A 16,560-nucleotide genomic window follows, 5' to 3' on the forward strand; every position below is an offset into this window, starting at 1 on the left:
CATGAAGTCGATCTGCTGGGTGAGGCGTGCTTATGGTCGTGAGTGCGAATGCCGGTAAGAGCCGGTTGTCGCACTCACGACCTCAGCGCCCCGCAACCCGGGCAAGGAACGCCGCCCAGGACGAGGCCGGGAAGGCCAGCACCGGACCACCCGGATCCTTCGAGTCCCGCACCGCAACAGCAGGACCAGCGAACGCCACCTCGACGCAGTTACCGCCCTGCCCACTGCCCACACTGCGACTGCTCTTGCGCCACTTGGCTTCTGCGGATGCAACCTCGACGCAGGCGCCATTGTTTCCGCCACCGCTGCGGCTGGTCTTGCGCCACCTGACGTCGATCAGGTCTACCGCGTACATGCCTCTCGCCCTCGCTCACGCCGAGCTCACAGAGTCCGAGCGACCTGCTCGATCCGCTCCATCGACTTCTCACGAGACAGCGCAATCTCGCGCAGGTGCTCAAACACCAGACTAGCTTCCTGCACCTCGGGCTCTTTCTCGACATGGATCGAGCCGGTGGGATAGGCGATGTACAGCAGGTCTTGATCTTCCGACTCTGGGAAGCTGAGGATGATGAACGAACCCTCCATTCCTGGATGAGGTCCGGTTTCCCGCCCAATCACACGGAGCTCCACCTGCCTGTTCTCAGCCGTCTGCAGCACGTGGTTCAGCTGGTCGCGCATCACGTCTGGACCGCCGATCGGGCGTCCGAGCGCAACCTCGTCCAGTACGGCGACCAGCCGCAACGGCTGCTCGCCATCCACGATCCTCTGCTGCCTGATCAACCGGACCGAAACCTGGTTCTCGAAAACCTTTTTCGTGCGCCGCACCCGGTCGGCCTTGAAGATCGCCCGCATGTATCCCTCGGTCTGGAGCAGGCCCGGGATGTACATCAGCGACAGCTCGCGCACCGTACAGGCTTCGGTCTCCAGGTCGACGTAACCCCGGTCCTCCACGCCGTAGGCCCGCCACCAGCCGCGTTCCCGCGCCGCTCTCGCGAGGTCGAGCAGGTCGGGTCGTAGGCGTCGTAGAGGTCCATCATCGAGCGGATCTCGTGCACCGATGTCGCCACTTCGCCGGTTTCCTTGCGGCTCAAGGCACTCGTGGACATGTCCAGGCCTGCTGCGGCCTTCTCCTGCGTCATACCGGCTTCTTCGCGCAGCTGGCGAACTCGGCGCGCGAGTCGGCGGCGACGGAAAGTGGGGCTCGTGCGTGCCAACGAGATCTCCCGACCGGATCCTGATCGATCCATGATCCCACCGGGAATCCGGGATCGGGATTCCCGCATCAGGTAATCCCGATCGCGGATTCCCGTGCGGACGCTGGTGGCACGCCCAATCAACCGGGAGGTGCAGCCATGACACCGAAAATCTTCGGCCTGGCCGAGAAGACCGACACCGGCGAACCCGACCCGACGCGTGTCCGCATCTGGGGCATGCAGCTCCCGGACCGCGCGATCATGTACTGGCGCGAGGACCACCGGAACCAGTTCGCGGTCTTCGACGACGCGGCCAGCGCCGAATCCCGCTTCGGCGTCCTCTTCGACCTCACCCTCATCTGGCCGTGACACCGGTCGGGGATGGAGCGAACGGACCATTCGCGCGTCGCTAGACGGAGTCAGCAGGCCGTTCGCTTCACCCCACCAAGCACGCACCCGTTCGAGCCGACGGCCCAGGCCTCACGCAGCGGGTTGCGATTTCGCGCGAAATCGCCGTTCGCCACGCCTGGCAGGTGTCGATTTCGCGCGAAATCGCCAACGTCACCCGCGCAGGCACGCGAAGAACGCCGTGACGTCGTTGGCGAACAGGTCGGGTTCCTCCATCGCCGGGAAGGTTCCGCCCCGGTCGTACTCCGTCCAGCGCACGATGTTGTTGATGCGCTCCGCGAAGGGGCGGACCGGCGCGAGGATGTCCTTCGGGAACACCGCGACGCCGTGCGGGACGGTGCCGTTCTGCAGCTCCGCGATGACACCTTCCTCCTCCGCCTTGGCGGAATTGTCCGGAGTCTCCACAAAGGACCGGGCCGCCGAACCCGCCGTGTTGGTGAGCCAGTACAGCATCACCGTGGTCAGGATCCGGTCTCGGCCGATCGCGTCTTCCGGCGTGTCCTCGCAGTCGGTCCACTCCTTGAGCACGCCGACGATCCAGCCGAGCAGCCCGATCGGCGAGTCCGCCAGCGAGTACGCTAACGCCTGCGGCTTCGTGGACTGGATCAGCTTGTACCCGTACAGCTCGTCGGTGTACCGCTGCCACGCGCCCATCCGAGCGTGGTCGGCGGCGCTGAGCCCGGCCATCTCGTCCGGGTCACCGCCCGGGAAGGTGATCATCCCGTTGGTGTGCACGCCGATCACGTTGTCCGGCGCGAGAATCGCGAGCTCGCGGGAGATCCACGTGCCCCAGTCGCCGCCCTGCGCCCCATAGCGCTCGTAGCCGAGCCGGTTCATCAGTTCTGCCCAGGCCCGGGCGATCCGGTTGGCGCCCCAACCGGTGGCGCGGGTCGGCCCGGACAGGCCGTAGCCCGGCAGCGACGGGATGACCAGGTGGAACGACTCGCTGAGCGGCCCGATGACGTCCAGGTACTCGGCGATGGAACTCGGCCAGCCGTGCGTGAAGATCAGCGGCAAAGCGTCCGGCCGGGGCGAGCGGACGTGCAGGAAGTGGATGTTCTCGCCGTCGATTTCGGTGGTGTACTGCGGGAATTCGTTCAGCCGCGCCTCCTGCGCCCGCCAGTCGTAGCCGCTGCGCCAGTACTCCGCCAGCTCCCGCAGGTAGCCCAGCGGCGGGCCGTAACTCCAGCCCAGCCCCGGCACCTCGTCGGTCCAGCGGACCCGGGCCAGCCGTTCGCGGAGGTCGTCCAGGTCGTGCTGCGGGATGTCGAGACGGAACGGGGTGATGTCACGAGAGGCCATGCACACTCCTTCGTACGCTGTACGGTACTTAATACGCGCAAGGTCCCAGCGTTGTTCCCGAACCCGGGAAAAAATTCGAGGGGCACCCCAAGCGGGGACGCCCCTCGGGCATCGTGCCAGGTCAGCGACCCATTTCCGCCAGGGAACGGTCCTCGGTCTCCTTCAGATACTTCACCACGATCTCGCCCTGCAGCACCCACATCACAACGCCCCACGAACTTGCTTACTCGATTCAGCTTCGCGCGGCACGGGAACGCTGGCGGAACGCGTCTGGCGGGAGTTCACGATCCACGACGACGATGTGCTGGTCGAGAAGTCCGCGCCCAGCGCTTTCTTTCCCCGGCCGGTGCGCACTGCCGGAACTGTGACGCGCCGCGGAATCGACACGGTCCTGATCACGGGAACGGTCATGAACGTGTGCTGCGAATCCTCGGCCCGCGATGCGAGCACCCTGGGCTTCCGCGTGATCATGACTGCGGACGGCAACGCGGCAGGGCGCGACGACGAGCACAACGCCACGCTGCGCACCATCTACCGATCATTCGGCGATGTTCGCCCCACCGCCGAGGTGCTGGCGATGCTCGAAGGAACCGGAGTCAGCGACGGGTGTCGGTGCGCCGGAAGTTGAGGTAGGCCCGCGACGGCGTCGGCCCGCGCTGCCCCTGGTAGCGCGACCCGGCCTCCTTCGAGCCGTACGGGAAGTCCGCAGGGCTCGACAACCGGAACAGGCAAAGCTGACCGATCTTCATCCCCGGCCACAAGGTGATCGGCAGATTGGCCACATTGGAAAGTTCCAGGGTGATGTGACCGGTGAACCCGGGGTCGATGAACCCGGCGGTGGAGTGCGTGAGCAACCCCAGCCGCCCCAGCGACGACTTGCCCTCCAGCCGGCCGGCCAGGTCGTCCGGCAACCGCACCGACTCGAAGGTCGACCCGAGCACGAACTCGCCCGGGTGCAGCACGAACGGATCGTCGCCGGGCGTCTCCACCAACGACGTCAGCTCGTCCTGCTGCTTCGACGGGTCGATGTGGGTGTACCGGGTGTTGTCGAAGACCCGGAAGAAGCGATCCAGCCGGACGTCGATGCTCGACGGCTGGATCATGGCAGCGTCGAACGGATCAAGTTCGAGCCGACCGTCATCGAGCTCTTTGCGCAGGTCCCGGTCACTCAGCAACACGCCCCAAGCGTATCGGGAGCCCGGTTACGATCTTCGCCCACCACCGTGTTAGGCTGACAACGCCTCAGAGCAAGCCGAAGAGGTACGCGGATGTAGTTCAATGGTAGAACATCAGCTTCCCAAGCTGAATACGCGGGTTCGATTCCCGTCATCCGCTCCAACAGAGTTTTAGCACGTCAGAAGGGGTGCTCCCGATCTTCGGGAGCACCCCTTCTGACGTTTCAGACCCGCTTCGTGCTGCCCGCGTGCGGTTAGCTCGCGGGAGCCATGTGCATACCCGCCACGCCGAGCTGCGTGATGCTTTGCTGCGCAACGGAATCACAGCTGGTAGCCGAGGCGACCAAGGTCGACCCCAAGACGGTCGAACGGTGGATCACACGGTCCAGGACCCCCTACCCCAAACACCGTCATGCCGTGGCCGCGAGGGTACGCGAGTCCGAGACCTATCTCTGGCCCGATGCCATCGAGCCAGAACGCAGCGCGGAAGTCAGCGGTTCAGAGATCGTCAAGGTCTACCCGCACCGCCACGCCGTACCCCGCGACCTCTGGACGCAGCTACTCGACCGCGCCACCAGCGAAGTCGAGATCCTCGTCTACGTCGGCATGTTCCTCACCGATGACCGCAACATTCTGCGGAAACTCACCGACAAGGCCACCAACGGCGCCCGCATCCGGCTCCTGTTCGGCGACCCGACAAGCGCGGCGATCACCCGCCGCAGCGCCGAAGAGAACATCGGGAAGAGCACCATCTCGGCGAAGATCCGCCAAGCCCTCGCCTTCTCAAGCCGATCTCCACCGTTGCTGGGATCGAGGTCCGGTGCCACGGGACGACCCTGTACAACTCGATCTACCGCTACGACGACGAAATGATCGTCAACCCGCACGTCTACGGCTTCCAGGCCCCGCACGCCCCAGCCCTGCACCTGCGGCGACTGTCAGCGGGGGACCTGTTCGAGACCTATTCAGAGAGCTTCGAAGCGGTCTGGAACGCAGCCAAACCGCCGAAGTGGTAGACACGCTGACGTGCCCAAACGCGACTACTACAACGCCCCCGACGGCCCGCCCGCTAACAGCATCGTCGTCGCGGTCGCCGCCTTCGTCCAAGACAATGCAGGCCGAGTCCTGATGATCCGCCGAACCGACAACGACCAGTACGCCATCCCCGGAGGCGCACAAGACATCGGCGAAACCGTCGCACAGGCAGCCATCCGCGAGACGGCGGAAGAAACCGGCATCGACATCGAGATCGCCGGCCTGATCGGCGTCTACTCCGACCCCGGCCACGTCATCGCCTACGACGACGGAGAAGTCCGCCAGGAGCTCTCCCTCTGCTTCCGCGCCCGCCCCATCAGCGGCACACCCCGCACCAGCAGCGAAAGCATAGAGGTCCACTGGGTAGACCCCGCCGACATCGCCCCGCTCAACATCGGCCAGGCCAACCGCCTCCGCATCGAACACGGCTTGCAGCAACGCGCCGAGCCCTACATCGGCTGATCAGCCTGGTAGCGCAGCGATCCGGATCGCTGGGTGTTACGAGCCTGAATCCGAGCTGCTGATGGCTGTGGCGGTCGTGCATGACGTCGGTTATGCGCCAAACCTGGTAGACACGGGTTTCCATCCGCTGGATGGCGCGCGTTTCCTTCGGTCGGTCGGTGCCTATGAGCGGTTGTGCGCGCTAGTGGCGCACCACTCGGGCGCTCGGGTTGATCTCTCCGATGAGTTGGTGGAGTTCACTGATGAGCTGGGGCCGCTGCGGGATGCGTTGTGGTCGGATGGGCAGCGGTTGACGTTTGAGGGGCGGATCGCGGAGATCGAGCGGCGTTATGAGCCGGGATCGGTGATGCGGCGGTTCCTGGCTGAGGGCTATGACGAGTTGGAGGCCGCGGTGCCAGCGGACGACTCGGCGGCTCGTTGCCTTGTACATGCATCCAACGACGCGGCAACGACATAGCCAAATGCTCTTCAGCCAACTCCCTCGGCCACGCAACGAGATCCACTCAGTACACCAGAGCGGACGAGGACACACCGAACCGGTTGACGTGTCACCAGCTCGACCACGCTGACCCAGTTGCCAGTTTCGCTATCCAGTCTCCATCTGCGACAAACCGCAAAGGGCCGGCAACGGTACTCAGCTGCCGATGATCAACGCCTCGCAACGGCGCTCAGGCGGAAAGACCAAAGTACTACGCCCCAAGCAAGAAGTTCTAAGAGCCCTCATGGACCCTACCCACTGCATCTCCGTGATCATCATCACGATACCCATATGGCGGTACCGGAAAGTAGGGCAAACATTAATTATCGCTGACCTGCGTTAATTTTCTACGGAAAACCCAAGGAGGATATATGACGCAACCAGCCAACGATCTAAATGAATACAGAGAAAAAGTTAAAGAATACGAACTCGCCGCAAACAGCCTTTCTCATCTTAAGTCCACCCAGCGTGCATACTGGGGGATGATAATCGCCGGCGGACTACTTGCATTGCTTCTCGGCTACTCCGTCATTATAGGGCTCTGGCGCGAAAAGCCATTGATAACCCAGTACGTCGGGCTAATTCTCGTCGTGTTAATTATGGTACTGGGCGGATGGCTGGCATGGAGAAACAGTCCCGAAGTTACTGAGCAAAACCTAAACGTACGAAATCTCGCTCACGACAAACAGACGCTGGCAGCAAAACTACCACTGGACACCCCCGAAGCCCTTCGAATCTACAGGGAGAGCGCGCTAGATTGGATAGATCACTACCGCACGCGAGCCACTCGAAGCCGCCGCATAAATAATCTCTTCCAGGGAATTATTATTGTCGCTTCCGCAGTGGCTTCAACAGCTACGGCCATCACCGGAGAATTTCCCCCTATGCGATGGGCGGCTACAGTTCTGAGCGCCACTGTCACAGTTTCAGCAGGGCTTACTGCCTACTTTAAGTTCCGCGAGCGCGGCCATGGTCTTCAGGCAACAGCCGACGAACTTGAAAAGCACTACACAGCTGCACAATTCAAGCTAGACGATTTTGCAAACGACCAAGACGAGCAAGCGCGTCTGGAGCGTTTCGCAAGATATGCAGAGCGCTTGAAGGAAGAGCAGCGTAAACGCGAATTGCAGCTAGAGCAATCCCCGGAAAGATCCGGAGACCGCAACTGACCCGAATCCGTGAATAGTGGGTTGGGTTGATCATGTTGTATTTGGTGTTGATCTCCGCTGCGGTGTTTTTGGGTTGTGGGCATGGTGGTGGCCCGGTTGTCGCGCCGGGTTCGCGTTGTCCGGGTCCTTGGTCGGGGCCGGTGGGCCGGGTGGTCAGGGGATCGCGGGGAGTGTTCTCAGTGTGGTGAGGATCCCGGCGAGCAGGTGATGTCCGGGTGGGAGACGCAGGATGGCTTGTCCCGCATGGGAAATCAGGCGCGCGGGGACGCAGATGAGCCGGTGCCGTAGGGTTGCGATCATGGCTTTGCCGCCACGGATCCCGTGTCCTGTCACGGTTTCGCCATCGGGCTTGCCGGTGAGTTCGTGTAGCCAGGCGGCAATGTTCACCGCCAGCAGCGCGCCGTGCATCCAGGCGGTGTTGACTTCCTTGTAGCCGCTGGGCAGATGTCGTAGCGCGGCGCCATGTTTGCTGTCGCGAAACAGGTTTTCGATCGTGGTGCGGTGGCGGTACCAGTACTCGACCGCGACCGCCTTGGCTGGGGTGGACACGTCAATGTTGGTGCAGATGAACGAGTAGGCGTAGATCCAGTCAGCACTTCCGAGTTCATCCAGCGGCAGGGTGCGCTGGTTGGGGTGCAGGGTGCGGCGCCGCCGGGAACGGGGATCGGCCGAGACCTGGGAGATGTCCAGTTTCACACGGCGGATGAGGATCTCGGTGCCGGTGGGCCACCAGTTCGGCCTGTAGGAGGCGACCGCGACCTGCGCGCCGGTCATGTCCCGGGCGTCGGTCCAGTCGTCCTCCGAGAGCCCGTCCAGTAGCCGCCACAGAGGTGCGATGCGTTTCGCGCCGATCGCGAACTCCGCACCCTCGGCCAGCGCCGCCCGCGCGAGGGCACCGTCGAAATAACCGGTGTCGGCCCGTAGCCGTATCCGGGCGCCCCGCACCGCACGCGGCAGGCCTTTCAGCGCCCGCCGTAACATCGCCGGTGCGCTCGCACGAGCGTCGTCGTTGCCGGAGAACAACTCCGCGGCCAGCACTGCTTCGGTCTCCGCCCAACACGCCACATGCGGACGCCCCACACGCCGGCCCTCATGGTTATAGGCCACACCGCGTTTCTTACGCCCGTAGACTTCGACATCGGAGGTGTCCAGGTCGATCGTCACGGAGGCGGCCAGCCGCGCCCGCCGCGCCGCGGGCGAGAGCTCATACGCGCGTTCGGTGACCGCGGCGATCCCGGCCTCCACCGCCGTCCATTGTGGATCAGTGAACCGCCGTGCCAGACCGGCCGCGGTCGTTGAGGGCAATCCCGGCACCGGCGAGATCTTCTGGCCGGCGGCATCCTCACGTACCCGGTCCAGACCGACCAGGAAATCCTGCCCGGCCAGCTGCGCGCACGCCAGCCCCACCATCAGCTCACCCGGCCCGAAGCCTCGGTCCCGTTCCTTAATCGGCCCGACCGCCTCATCCAGCTCCGCGATCACACCCAGCCGGTCCACCAGCTCGGTCACCGCCGCCATCCCCGACACCTGGGTCAACGACACTGACAGCGCAATCCAGTCCGCTCGCGAATTCCTCACCACGAGCCAACGGCCCACCAACCTCGAATGGCAGGAGCCGCAGTACGGCTGGCCTGGGCCAGGTGCGCCCGCGGCTGGCGTGGTCTTGGAAGGGGCGAAGTACCCGCGCTGCCGGCTCGACGAAGTGCTCGTAGTCGCGTCTCTTGCGAGATCCTCGCGCGTGGCGGAGATCGAAGACCACTCCGGTTTCGGGCCCCAGATCGCAACTGCTCGGGTAGGTCCCGAGAAGGTACCGGCTTCTCCGAGCAACTTGCCTTCGCAGCCTTGCCTAGCGCTTCGCGGCAGCAGGGTTTTCCGTCATGCTGACGGGGTGAGGGCATCAGCGGTTCGGTTGGGTGCGACCTACCGGGTTCGTGTTGGGCCGGGGGACAACCCTGCTCAGTACCTCTCCGGGGATCCCGGGCGCAGCGAGGGCGATCTTGCGCTCTTCTTGCTGGCTCTTGGTAGTGGCGATGGGATCAGCAGCGAGTTCGAACTCACCGTTACCTCTGTTGAGCAGACGCTCGGCGGGGATGCCGCCGTTACCGGCATCCGGGTTTCCGACACCTCGCACGTCAGCGTGCCGCTGCCTCCGGAGATCGCTCAACAGCTAGGGCTTTCCGCTGACGTCGACTACGTCGTTGAAGGCGTTCTGAAGGATTCCAGCACCGGCCAGGTCGTGAGCCTCCCCAGCGACCAGACGTTGACCGTCCCGGTGCGCTGGGTGCATCCGCTGCCGTGCGCCGCGAGACGAGCGTTCCGCAGTCGGCTCACTCGCAAGCGGGGTGGGCTGGGCGTTCTCCTGGTCGGTTTCTGAACACGAATGTGCGTTGGGCTAGGAAGTTGAAGGTTGTCGCCACCGCTTGGGAGATCGCCCAGGCGAGCGTGATCTGCCAGGGCGAGTCCGGGAGGAGTCGGAGGGCCAATGCATTCACCCCTCCGACCAGGGCGAAGGTCACTACGAGGACGACGGTCAGCGCTGCGACCTCGCGCCGGTTTCGGCGCGAGGTGAACGTCCAGCGGCGGTTCACCAGGTAGACCGCAGTGCTTCCGATGATGAAGCTGAGGACTCGGGCCAGCTCGGGCCAAACCCCCGCGGCGAGGATCAGTCTGAGGCTGCCGTAGTCGACGACCGCGCCGCCGATCCCTACCAGGCCAAATCGGAACGCTTGCGAGAAGAAACCCAACCGCTTCGCCTGCCGCGGAATGCTCGCCGTGTTCGAAGTCAACGCTCCTCCAGAGGCAGCGCGTTCATGCCACAACCAGCCGTGACCGTACTACTGGACGCGGGTCGCCGGGTCAGCGCGGGTCAGCGCGGGTCAGAGGTCGAAGACCACTCCGGTTTCGGACTTCAGCACACAGCTGTTCGGGTAGGTTTCCGTGAAGCTCACGGGTTTTCCGTGCCAGTTGCCTTCGAGCTTCGCCGTGATGGGTTGGTACTGGTGGGTGCAGGCCTTCGACTGGTCCGGCGTCATCTGCCTGAAATCCGCTTGGACCGTTTCGAGTTCCGTGCACGCTTGCGCCGCGTGCTTGTGCGTGCCTCCCGCCGGGTGGCATTCGAGGACCGCGATGCTGCGCACCGAAGCGCCGCCCGTGTCCAGCGAGAGCCGGAGCGTGCTGGGGCCGTTCGCCGGGGCCGCCGCGACCGTCGATGCGGAGGCGATCACCGTTCCGGCGATCAGGGCCGACGTGAGCAGGGCACGACGCATTGGTTTCGCCAACACCGTTCCTCATTCCAACGAAGGCCGCGGCTATGCGCAGCACTAGTCTCTGGAGATGCGGACCGTCAGCACAAGACACCCGATGCGCGCCAACGGTGTCTCGTGCTGACTCGGCCCGACCGGCGGGCTTGCGAAATCCGGGAGAATCCGCGTTTTCCGCGCCTACCGGTGAAAGTCCGCCGCAGCGGACGTGGACAACGGTACTGGACTACATGACGTGATGATCATTAGCCCGAACGGGTAACGCCAGGAATCCTTTTGCCAGAGCCGGTCAGAAGAGGCGGGTGCCGTTGAGGACCGGGTGGTCGAAGCCCGCCAGGACCACGCTGTTGCCCTCGTCGTGGGCACCGGTCACCAGGACCTCGGAAGCGAGGTCGTGAGTGCGAAACCGGGCTCCAGCCCGGTTTCGCACTCACGACCCGGTGCATGGCTTCCTGTACGTGCAGGCGGCGGTTTCGCGCGAAAACGCCGTTTGGCCCCACTTCGATCCGCGCGGGTTCTGAGGGGCCCCGGGTGGTGTTCAGCTGGTGGTGCGGATTTCGGCGATCCGGTTTCCCAGGGCTGCGCCGAGTTCTGCTCGTCCTAGTGGGGCGAGGACGAGTTCCGGGCCGAGGCCTGGGCGGTGTTGTTGGGTCAGGCCGTAGCGGCCGTCCGGTTCGAAGGCGTCGAACCACTTCAGCACTTGGGAGCGGTGCGTGCGGCCCAGCCGGTCGCGGAGGTTCGCGGTGAACTGGCCGTCGCGGAAGTGGCAAAACAATCACTCGTCCGTCTCGCCGGTGGCGAGTTCTGCGACCACGTCGAGGTGGCCGAGGTGGCGGGCGTATTCCTGCAGCAGGTGGAACAGGACCCTCTCCAGGGTTGCCGGTTCCGCTCCTCTCCAGCGGGGGCCCGGTTGGCTCACCGCCGCCAGGTCCATGGTCCGCACGACCTCGCTGGTGTGTTCGCCCTGGGTCCGCAGACACGTCGTCAGGGACTCCCGGGTTCCCCCGGGTCGACTTGCCAGCGATCGCTCTTCCAGTCGCCCCATGGGTTTTCGACCTGCCGGCCTTCGAACCCCATTCGATCCAGCGCAGTTCGACGGGGGTCAGGTGCTTGAGCAGTTCCAGCGGTGTCCACCCGGACGGCAGTCGGCTGCGGCGCAGGTCCGCCTCCGGCAGGGCCTCGACCTTCACGATCGCGGTGGCGCGGAAGAAGTCGAGGTAGCCGAGGAACACGTCGCCACGCGACGACGCGGGCGCCGTCGGTTCCGGGAACGGGAGCATCCGGCGAGTATCCCCGTCACTGTGTGATCAGGTCCTCGGGGATCTGGGTGTCCGTGTTCATGGCCTCGAACAGTTCCGCGGCCTTCTTCTTGTCCCAGTTGTGCGCCGTGCCGTCGGTGACCGGGACCGTTGTCGTCACCACGCCGCCGGAGGAGATGCCGCGCATCGCCCAGGCCAGGGAGAACAGGTCGCCCGTGCCGTCCTCGTCGAGCATCGTCAGGGCGTTCGCGCCGGTGTCCGCCAGGGCGTAGTCGGTGAACGGGTTGACCAGCGTCGTGAAGCTCGACGCTTCCGAAGCGAGGGCGCCGATGAACTTGCGCTGGTTCGCGACGCGGTCCAGGTCCGATCGCGGCGTCGACTCGCTGTAGCGCATACGGACGAAGGTCAGTGCGTCCGAGCCGTCCATCTGCTGGCAGCCAGCCTGGAGCGTCTGGCCCGTCTTGGTGTCGTGCATCTCCTCGTCCAGGCACATCTCGACGCCGCCGACCGCGTCGACGATCGCCGCGAACCCACCGAAGCCGACCTCGGCGTAGTGGTCGATGCGCAGCCCCGTCTCCTGCTCCACGGTCTGCGCCAGCAGCTGCGGGCCGCCGCTCTCGAAGGCCGCGTTGATCAGCGTCTTGCCATGCCCCGGGATCTGCACCCTTGAGTCGCGGGGGATGCTGAGCAGCGTCGGGGCGGTCGAGTTGTCCGGCAGGTGCGCGATCATGATCGTGTCCGTGCGCTGGCCGGCCGCGTCGCCGACGTGGAGCCCGGCCGCCACCTCCGGGTCCAGTCCCTCCCGGCTGTCCGAACCCACGATCAGCCAGTTCGTGCCCGCCCCCGCGGCCGGTCTGCCCGGAAAGTCCGGAAAGGCGTCGATCCGCCGGATCGAGGAATCGACGTGGAACCAGAGCCACCCGGCGAACAGCACCGGCAGCAGCACCAACGCGAGCAGCACCAGCACCAAACCCCTGCGGGAACGACGCCGATGCGGGGGGCGCTCGGCGGCGCGAGCGCTCCAGTCGTTCCGGAACTGATAGGTGTCCATATCCGCGAAGACGTCCCGCTGGCCCGAAAGTTGCTCATGTCCCATGAAATGGGGCGTCGGGACGGAACACGGCCTGCCCGATGGAGTAGTCGTACGCGCGATGGGGTGAAGCCTCTAGCGTCCTGGCGTGTGACTGACTCTTCCTCGCACCTCGGTGCGACAGCGGATGCCTATGATGCCGTCGCCGTCCTCTACACCGAATACGTCCGCAACGCACTTGGCGGGCTTGCGCTGGATCGCGCGGTGCTCGCCGCGTTCGCCGAGCTCGCACGCAACACCAGCGCCGGGCACGTCGCCGAACTCGGGTGCGGCCCCGGACACATGACCGCGCACCTGCGGGAGCTGGGGCTGGATGTCTTCGGGATCGACCTGTCACCGGTGATGATCGACCTCGCCCGCGAGGCATACCCGCATCTGCGGTTCGAGGTCGGTTCCATGGACGCCCTGAACCTGCCCGACGACAAGCTGGACGGCATCGTGTCCTGGTACTCCATCATCCACGCCCCACCGCAGGCCGTGCCCTCCTACCTCGCCGAGTTCCAGCGGGTACTCGCACCCGGCGGCCACCTCTTGCTTGCCTTCTTCGAAGCAGAAGGCGGGCCGGTTACCGCGTTCGACCACAAAGTCACGACCGCCTACCGGTGGCCGATCGACGACCTCGCGGAACTAGCCGGCGAAGCAGGATTCGCCGAAATCGGCCGGATGCTACGCGAACCGCGCGAGGACGAGCGATACCGCCGAGGCCATCTCCTCATGCGCCTGGACAAGCAACTCGGTTGATCACCTTTCCCGTGAAGGGTTGTCGGGCAGTAATGAGCAGAAGGCATACGGCAGCAACGGTTGCAGTGCCGTGGAAGATTTACGCCCGTTTGCCGAAACGGGTGGTCAAGCCCTAGAGTGCCTTGACCGTCCGCTCGATTTCCCTTGCGGCGCCGGTAAATCTCCTGATCGAAGCCGGTGGGCCAGCCGCCCGCGCTGCCGCGGCGCGGCTGGTTGGCCCGCCCTCATCTCCAGTCCACACCGGACGGTTATCGCAGGCGCTTCGCGCGGAGGACGGTGTCGTGGGCGTGGTGGGTGCCGGGCGCGCTCCAGCGCCACCCGCGAGACGTCGACCCGCGGTGACCTTGCCAACCGCGCTCGGCCAGCCAGCGGGCGTCGGCACCTTCGCCGCAGCCCACGTCGAGCGCCTGCCCCGGCGGCAGGTCCACCATCTCACTGACGAGCACCCCGTTCGGCTCGCCACTGAAGAGCTGCTCGCGGCTCAGGTACCGCTGGTCCCAGACCTGCTGATTCGTTTCCGGCATTAGGCCGTGCCGGCGATCGCCCATTACGCGTTCGCAGTTGCGGGCTTCCGATTCGTTCGTGAACGGAGCTTCCCGTTGGGTCATCGCGGCCACCTCCTGCGACCAACGTGCACCCACCGCGGCCAACTCGGCAAAATCCTTTGCGGAAACAGCAACACGCCCACTTGCCGAAGGGGTACACGTTGACTGTTCACGGCACCACGTAAGCCGGCACACCGTTCTCCAGAAGCTACAAGGGGCAGGCATGACCAGCGTTCCCGGCTCAGGCATCCTCGATCATGGGGAGGTGCTGGTGTCACCGACATCGAGCACCTCGTGCGTGCGTTGTCAGAGCATGACCAGACCCGTAAGAAGGCTGAGTGCGGTATTGCCCGGTTTTCCGGCTCGCCTCGGCTCGTCGACCCGGCTCCCGGCCGACGTTCCAGCCACCGAATGACCCAACAGGCCGCAAGATTCGGGCGCAATTTGTCCACTATCGACTACATCTGGCAAACTCGACGGGAATCGGCCTTTCCAATTGCCTGGTCGGCATTCCGGACCGCCTCGACGATCAGCCGATCGTGATCGTCAGTGTGTCAACCCGACCCCGCCTCCATACCGAGAACGACGCAGCAGGTTCCAGCCGTTCCGGACGGGGTTCGCGGGTGCGGTGAGCCGGCTACCCGAGGGGAAGCCTTCGCAGCGCTCGTCGCCACGCGAGCGGGAGACGAGCAGCGCCCAGCCAACCGATCTCTTGTGGTTACCCAGGAACCATAGGAGAGTTACGTTGCAGAAGGCACTTCTCGATGGCTGGGAGACCCCATGGCGACCAAGCAGTTCAAGGGCTCGCCCGAGGAAGCAGACCTGGCGCGAGCGGATTCCTTGGCGCGGGAGATCTTCTCGGACGTCGCCAACAAGTGGGCGTTCCTGATCATCGAGTTCCTCGGAAAACGCACCCTGCGCTTCAGCGAGCTCCGGAACGAGATCGAGGGCATCAGCCACAAGATGCTCACCCAGAACCTGCGCATGCTGGAGCGCAACGGCCTGGTCGAGCGGAAGGTGCACCCCACCGTGCCGCCGCGGGTCGAGTACACCCTCACCGAGCCGGGCCAGGCCCTGCGCGCGACGATCGACGGGATGTGCGGCTGGACCCGCCGGTACCTCGGTCACATCGAAGCCTCCCGCCGCCGCTTCGACGCCTGACCAACCCGTTCAGTCGAGGACCGCGGTGGCTTCGACTTCGACCAGGTGGTCGGGCACGTCCAGTGCCGCAACGCCCAGCAGCGTGGCCGGCGGGACGGGAGTGCCCCCCAGCTTCTCCGCCGCCCGAGCGATCCCGTCCAGGAGCAGCGGCATCTTGCCGGGGGTCCAGTCGACGACGTGGACGGTCAGTTTCACCACGTCGTCGAAAGAGCCACCGACCCCTGCCAAGGCGGTGCCGACGTTGAGGTAGCACTGCTCGACCTGAGCAGCGAGGTCACCTCCGCCAACCGTGACCCCATCGGCATCCCAGGCGACCTGTCCGGCGATGTGGACCAGCTTCGACCCGGTCGCGATCGACCCCTGCCGGTACGCCTCGACTTCCGGCAATCCGTTGGGGTTCACCAGGGTGATGGCCATGTTGCCTGCCTCCTCGTCACAACTACGCTCTCTAACGGATACTCAGAAACCATAGGAGAGTGAATGATGACGTGGAAGAACGCACTTTTCAGTGACCGGGGTACCTCTCGGTGACCGCGCAGTTCAAGGCGCTGCCCACCGATCGGATGCGGACTGGCGGTCGGGCACCGCTTCGCGACAGCCAGGTAGTCGTCGACCCGTTGAAAGCCGATGAGGAGTCCGCCCTCGCCACCGGCATGCCGCCCGCAGGCCGTGGGTGAGGGCGTGCGCTGCGTGCGCTACCGGACCGGTAATTCCCGATCGTGACAGAAACCGCCGCCCTATCAGAGCAAGACGCCGACAGTCCCGGAAAACCCCTTGCGCCGCGGTAGTTTCCGGGCCCCAACGGCAGGCGGGACGTCAATCGTAGTCGCGGTCGGGGTGATCGATCAGGTCGCGCACGGTCACCCGAAGTGCGTGGACCGCATGGAGGTCGGCTGTGCGTCCGCGGCGGGCGAGTTCGGACAACGCGCCGCGGACATCGTCGCTTCCGGACTGGTCGCCGTGCAGGTCGGCGAACGCGACGAGGGCAGCCGGGTCGGGCAGGTGGTCGTCCCCACGCCAAACCTCGGCGGTGGTGTTGACCAGCACTCGCCTAGCGAGCGACCGGCAACCCGATTCTCCGCCCACCAGGGCGGGTCGTGGTTGTCCGCCGCAGAGCCGCAGTCCGTACGCCGCAGTCCGTACGCCGCAGTCCGTACAACGTTCCGATGGTCCTCAGGTGCCTTGTCGTGCGCTGGACGCACGATTGCTACCTGCGCGGAGAGTTCTTCGACCCGCTCGAGTGAGCGCGCCTGGGTTTCGGGGACCGCTTTGACGACGAGAA

Annotated in this window: 24 protein-coding genes, 1 tRNA gene and 2 pseudogenes; 11 read left to right on the top strand and 16 right to left on the bottom strand. The window is 65.1% G+C overall.

Annotated features, from left to right (window positions below):
* Positions 1-82: 82 nt before the first annotated feature.
* The 3 genes from ACRXBZ_RS18555 to ACRXBZ_RS18565 are packed head-to-tail and all read right to left on the bottom strand — an operon-like array spanning position 83 to position 1,214.
* Entirely contained in the window at positions 83-355 is a 273-nt protein-coding gene (locus tag ACRXBZ_RS18555; protein WP_168589964.1) for a DUF397 domain-containing protein, read from the bottom strand.
* A 26-nt stretch (positions 356-381) separates the two neighbouring features.
* The gene (locus ACRXBZ_RS18560) at positions 382-906 is read right to left on the bottom strand and encodes a DUF5753 domain-containing protein (RefSeq protein ID WP_433880160.1); all 525 of its coding nucleotides are present in this window, start codon (positions 904-906) and stop codon (positions 382-384) included.
* Complete coding sequence (locus ACRXBZ_RS18565) at positions 888-1,214, bottom strand: helix-turn-helix domain-containing protein (protein WP_433880161.1); 327 nt, start codon at positions 1,212-1,214, stop codon at positions 888-890. The genes ACRXBZ_RS18560 and ACRXBZ_RS18565 overlap by 19 nt, the downstream gene beginning before the upstream one ends.
* A 138-nt stretch (positions 1,215-1,352) precedes the next feature.
* Here ACRXBZ_RS18565 and ACRXBZ_RS18570 point away from each other — a divergent pair, with 138 nt between their 5' ends.
* Positions 1,353-1,562, top strand: a complete 210-nt coding sequence (locus ACRXBZ_RS18570; RefSeq protein ID WP_433880162.1) for a hypothetical protein — start codon at positions 1,353-1,355, stop codon at positions 1,560-1,562.
* 192 nt (positions 1,563-1,754) lie between these two features.
* Here the strand turns inward: ACRXBZ_RS18570 and ACRXBZ_RS18575 are convergent, their stop codons facing one another.
* Entirely contained in the window at positions 1,755-2,903 is a 1,149-nt protein-coding gene (locus ACRXBZ_RS18575) for an epoxide hydrolase family protein (RefSeq protein ID WP_433880163.1), read from the bottom strand.
* Here ACRXBZ_RS18575 and ACRXBZ_RS18580 point away from each other — a divergent pair.
* Positions 2,902-3,531, top strand: a complete 630-nt coding sequence (locus ACRXBZ_RS18580) for an isochorismatase family protein (RefSeq protein WP_433880164.1) — start codon at positions 2,902-2,904, stop codon at positions 3,529-3,531. The genes ACRXBZ_RS18575 and ACRXBZ_RS18580 overlap by 2 nt on opposite strands.
* On the opposite strand, the gene dcd is transcribed toward ACRXBZ_RS18580, so the two are convergent.
* Positions 3,500-4,081, bottom strand: a complete 582-nt coding sequence (gene dcd, locus ACRXBZ_RS18585) for a dCTP deaminase (RefSeq protein WP_168585808.1) — start codon at positions 4,079-4,081, stop codon at positions 3,500-3,502. The two genes, ACRXBZ_RS18580 and dcd, sit on opposite strands and share 32 nt — an antisense overlap.
* 86 nt (positions 4,082-4,167) lie before the next feature.
* Here dcd and ACRXBZ_RS18590 point away from each other — a divergent pair.
* The 5 genes and pseudogenes from ACRXBZ_RS18590 to ACRXBZ_RS18610 all read left to right on the top strand — a co-directional run bounded on the left by ACRXBZ_RS18590 (position 4,168) and on the right by ACRXBZ_RS18610 (position 7,222).
* Positions 4,168-4,241: transfer RNA gene (locus tag ACRXBZ_RS18590), tRNA-Gly, on the top strand.
* A gap of 109 nt (positions 4,242-4,350) precedes the next feature.
* Positions 4,351-5,094, top strand: a pseudogene (locus tag ACRXBZ_RS18595) (DUF5919 domain-containing protein).
* Between the two features lie 10 nt (positions 5,095-5,104).
* A complete protein-coding gene (locus ACRXBZ_RS18600; protein ID WP_433880165.1) occupies positions 5,105-5,575 on the top strand; it encodes an NUDIX hydrolase in 471 nt (156 codons plus the stop codon).
* 61 nt (positions 5,576-5,636) lie between these two features.
* A complete protein-coding gene (locus ACRXBZ_RS18605; protein ID WP_433880166.1) occupies positions 5,637-6,032 on the top strand; it encodes a hypothetical protein in 396 nt (131 codons plus the stop codon).
* Positions 6,033-6,424: 392 nt separating this feature from the next.
* Positions 6,425-7,222, top strand: a complete 798-nt coding sequence (locus tag ACRXBZ_RS18610; RefSeq protein ID WP_433880167.1) for a DUF4231 domain-containing protein — start codon at positions 6,425-6,427, stop codon at positions 7,220-7,222.
* Positions 7,223-7,375: 153 nt separating this feature from the next.
* Here the strand turns inward: ACRXBZ_RS18610 and ACRXBZ_RS18615 are convergent, their stop codons facing one another.
* On the bottom strand, positions 7,376-8,818 hold the full coding sequence (locus ACRXBZ_RS18615; RefSeq protein WP_433880168.1) for an IS1380 family transposase: 1,443 nt from the start codon (positions 8,816-8,818) through the stop codon (positions 7,376-7,378).
* A gap of 292 nt (positions 8,819-9,110) precedes the next feature.
* Between ACRXBZ_RS18615 and ACRXBZ_RS18620 the strand changes: the two genes are divergently transcribed.
* On the top strand, positions 9,111-9,596 hold the full coding sequence (locus tag ACRXBZ_RS18620) for a hypothetical protein (protein ID WP_433880169.1): 486 nt from the start codon (positions 9,111-9,113) through the stop codon (positions 9,594-9,596).
* Here the strand turns inward: ACRXBZ_RS18620 and ACRXBZ_RS18625 are convergent.
* The 7 genes and pseudogenes from ACRXBZ_RS18625 to ACRXBZ_RS18655 form a co-directional block, all read right to left on the bottom strand.
* Positions 9,550-10,008 carry a GtrA family protein gene (locus tag ACRXBZ_RS18625; protein WP_433880170.1) on the bottom strand — a complete coding sequence of 153 codons (459 nt, stop codon included), beginning with the start codon at positions 10,006-10,008 and terminating at the stop codon, positions 9,550-9,552. The genes ACRXBZ_RS18620 and ACRXBZ_RS18625 overlap by 47 nt on opposite strands.
* 90 nt (positions 10,009-10,098) lie before the next feature.
* Positions 10,099-10,500 (bottom strand): SSI family serine proteinase inhibitor, encoded by a 402-nt coding sequence (locus ACRXBZ_RS18630; protein WP_433880171.1) that lies wholly within the window; start codon positions 10,498-10,500, stop codon positions 10,099-10,101.
* A 271-nt stretch (positions 10,501-10,771) separates the two neighbouring features.
* Complete coding sequence (locus ACRXBZ_RS18635; protein WP_433880172.1) at positions 10,772-10,912, bottom strand: hypothetical protein; 141 nt, start codon at positions 10,910-10,912, stop codon at positions 10,772-10,774.
* A gap of 108 nt (positions 10,913-11,020) precedes the next feature.
* The gene (locus ACRXBZ_RS18640) at positions 11,021-11,257 is read right to left on the bottom strand and encodes an ESX secretion-associated protein EspG (RefSeq protein ID WP_433880173.1); all 237 of its coding nucleotides are present in this window, start codon (positions 11,255-11,257) and stop codon (positions 11,021-11,023) included.
* Complete coding sequence (locus ACRXBZ_RS18645) at positions 11,258-11,527, bottom strand: mycothiol transferase (RefSeq protein WP_433880174.1); 270 nt, start codon at positions 11,525-11,527, stop codon at positions 11,258-11,260.
* Between the two features lie 91 nt (positions 11,528-11,618).
* Positions 11,619-11,762: pseudogene (locus ACRXBZ_RS18650) on the bottom strand (Mini-circle protein); the annotation flags it as partial.
* Between the two features lie 16 nt (positions 11,763-11,778).
* Entirely contained in the window at positions 11,779-12,792 is a 1,014-nt protein-coding gene (locus ACRXBZ_RS18655) for an LCP family protein (protein ID WP_433883913.1), read from the bottom strand.
* Positions 12,793-12,921: 129 nt separating this feature from the next.
* Here ACRXBZ_RS18655 and ACRXBZ_RS18660 point away from each other — a divergent pair, with 129 nt between their 5' ends.
* Positions 12,922-13,572, top strand: a complete 651-nt coding sequence (locus ACRXBZ_RS18660; protein ID WP_433880175.1) for a class I SAM-dependent methyltransferase — start codon at positions 12,922-12,924, stop codon at positions 13,570-13,572.
* 248 nt (positions 13,573-13,820) lie between these two features.
* On the opposite strand, the gene ACRXBZ_RS18665 is transcribed toward ACRXBZ_RS18660, so the two are convergent.
* A complete protein-coding gene (locus ACRXBZ_RS18665; protein WP_433880176.1) occupies positions 13,821-14,180 on the bottom strand; it encodes a hypothetical protein in 360 nt (119 codons plus the stop codon).
* A 717-nt stretch (positions 14,181-14,897) separates the two neighbouring features.
* Here ACRXBZ_RS18665 and ACRXBZ_RS18670 point away from each other — a divergent pair.
* Complete coding sequence (locus ACRXBZ_RS18670; RefSeq protein WP_433880177.1) at positions 14,898-15,278, top strand: winged helix-turn-helix transcriptional regulator; 381 nt, start codon at positions 14,898-14,900, stop codon at positions 15,276-15,278.
* Positions 15,279-15,287: 9 nt separating this feature from the next.
* On the opposite strand, the gene ACRXBZ_RS18675 is transcribed toward ACRXBZ_RS18670, so the two are convergent.
* Positions 15,288-15,695, bottom strand: coding sequence for a RidA family protein (locus tag ACRXBZ_RS18675; protein WP_433880178.1), 408 nt, complete (start codon positions 15,693-15,695; stop codon positions 15,288-15,290).
* A gap of 110 nt (positions 15,696-15,805) precedes the next feature.
* Between ACRXBZ_RS18675 and ACRXBZ_RS18680 the strand changes: the two genes are divergently transcribed.
* Positions 15,806-15,955 (top strand): hypothetical protein, encoded by a 150-nt coding sequence (locus ACRXBZ_RS18680; protein WP_433880179.1) that lies wholly within the window; start codon positions 15,806-15,808, stop codon positions 15,953-15,955.
* A 139-nt stretch (positions 15,956-16,094) separates the two neighbouring features.
* Here ACRXBZ_RS18680 and ACRXBZ_RS18685 read toward each other — a convergent pair whose 3' ends face one another.
* Positions 16,095-16,325: an ABATE domain-containing protein gene (locus ACRXBZ_RS18685; protein ID WP_433880180.1), complete on the bottom strand. Its 231-nt coding sequence runs from the start codon at positions 16,323-16,325 to the stop codon at positions 16,095-16,097.
* Positions 16,326-16,560 lie beyond the last annotated feature (235 nt).

This window comes from Saccharopolyspora hattusasensis, assembly GCF_050972075.1.
Taxonomy (GTDB): Bacteria; Actinomycetota; Actinomycetes; order Mycobacteriales; family Pseudonocardiaceae; genus Saccharopolyspora; species Saccharopolyspora hattusasensis.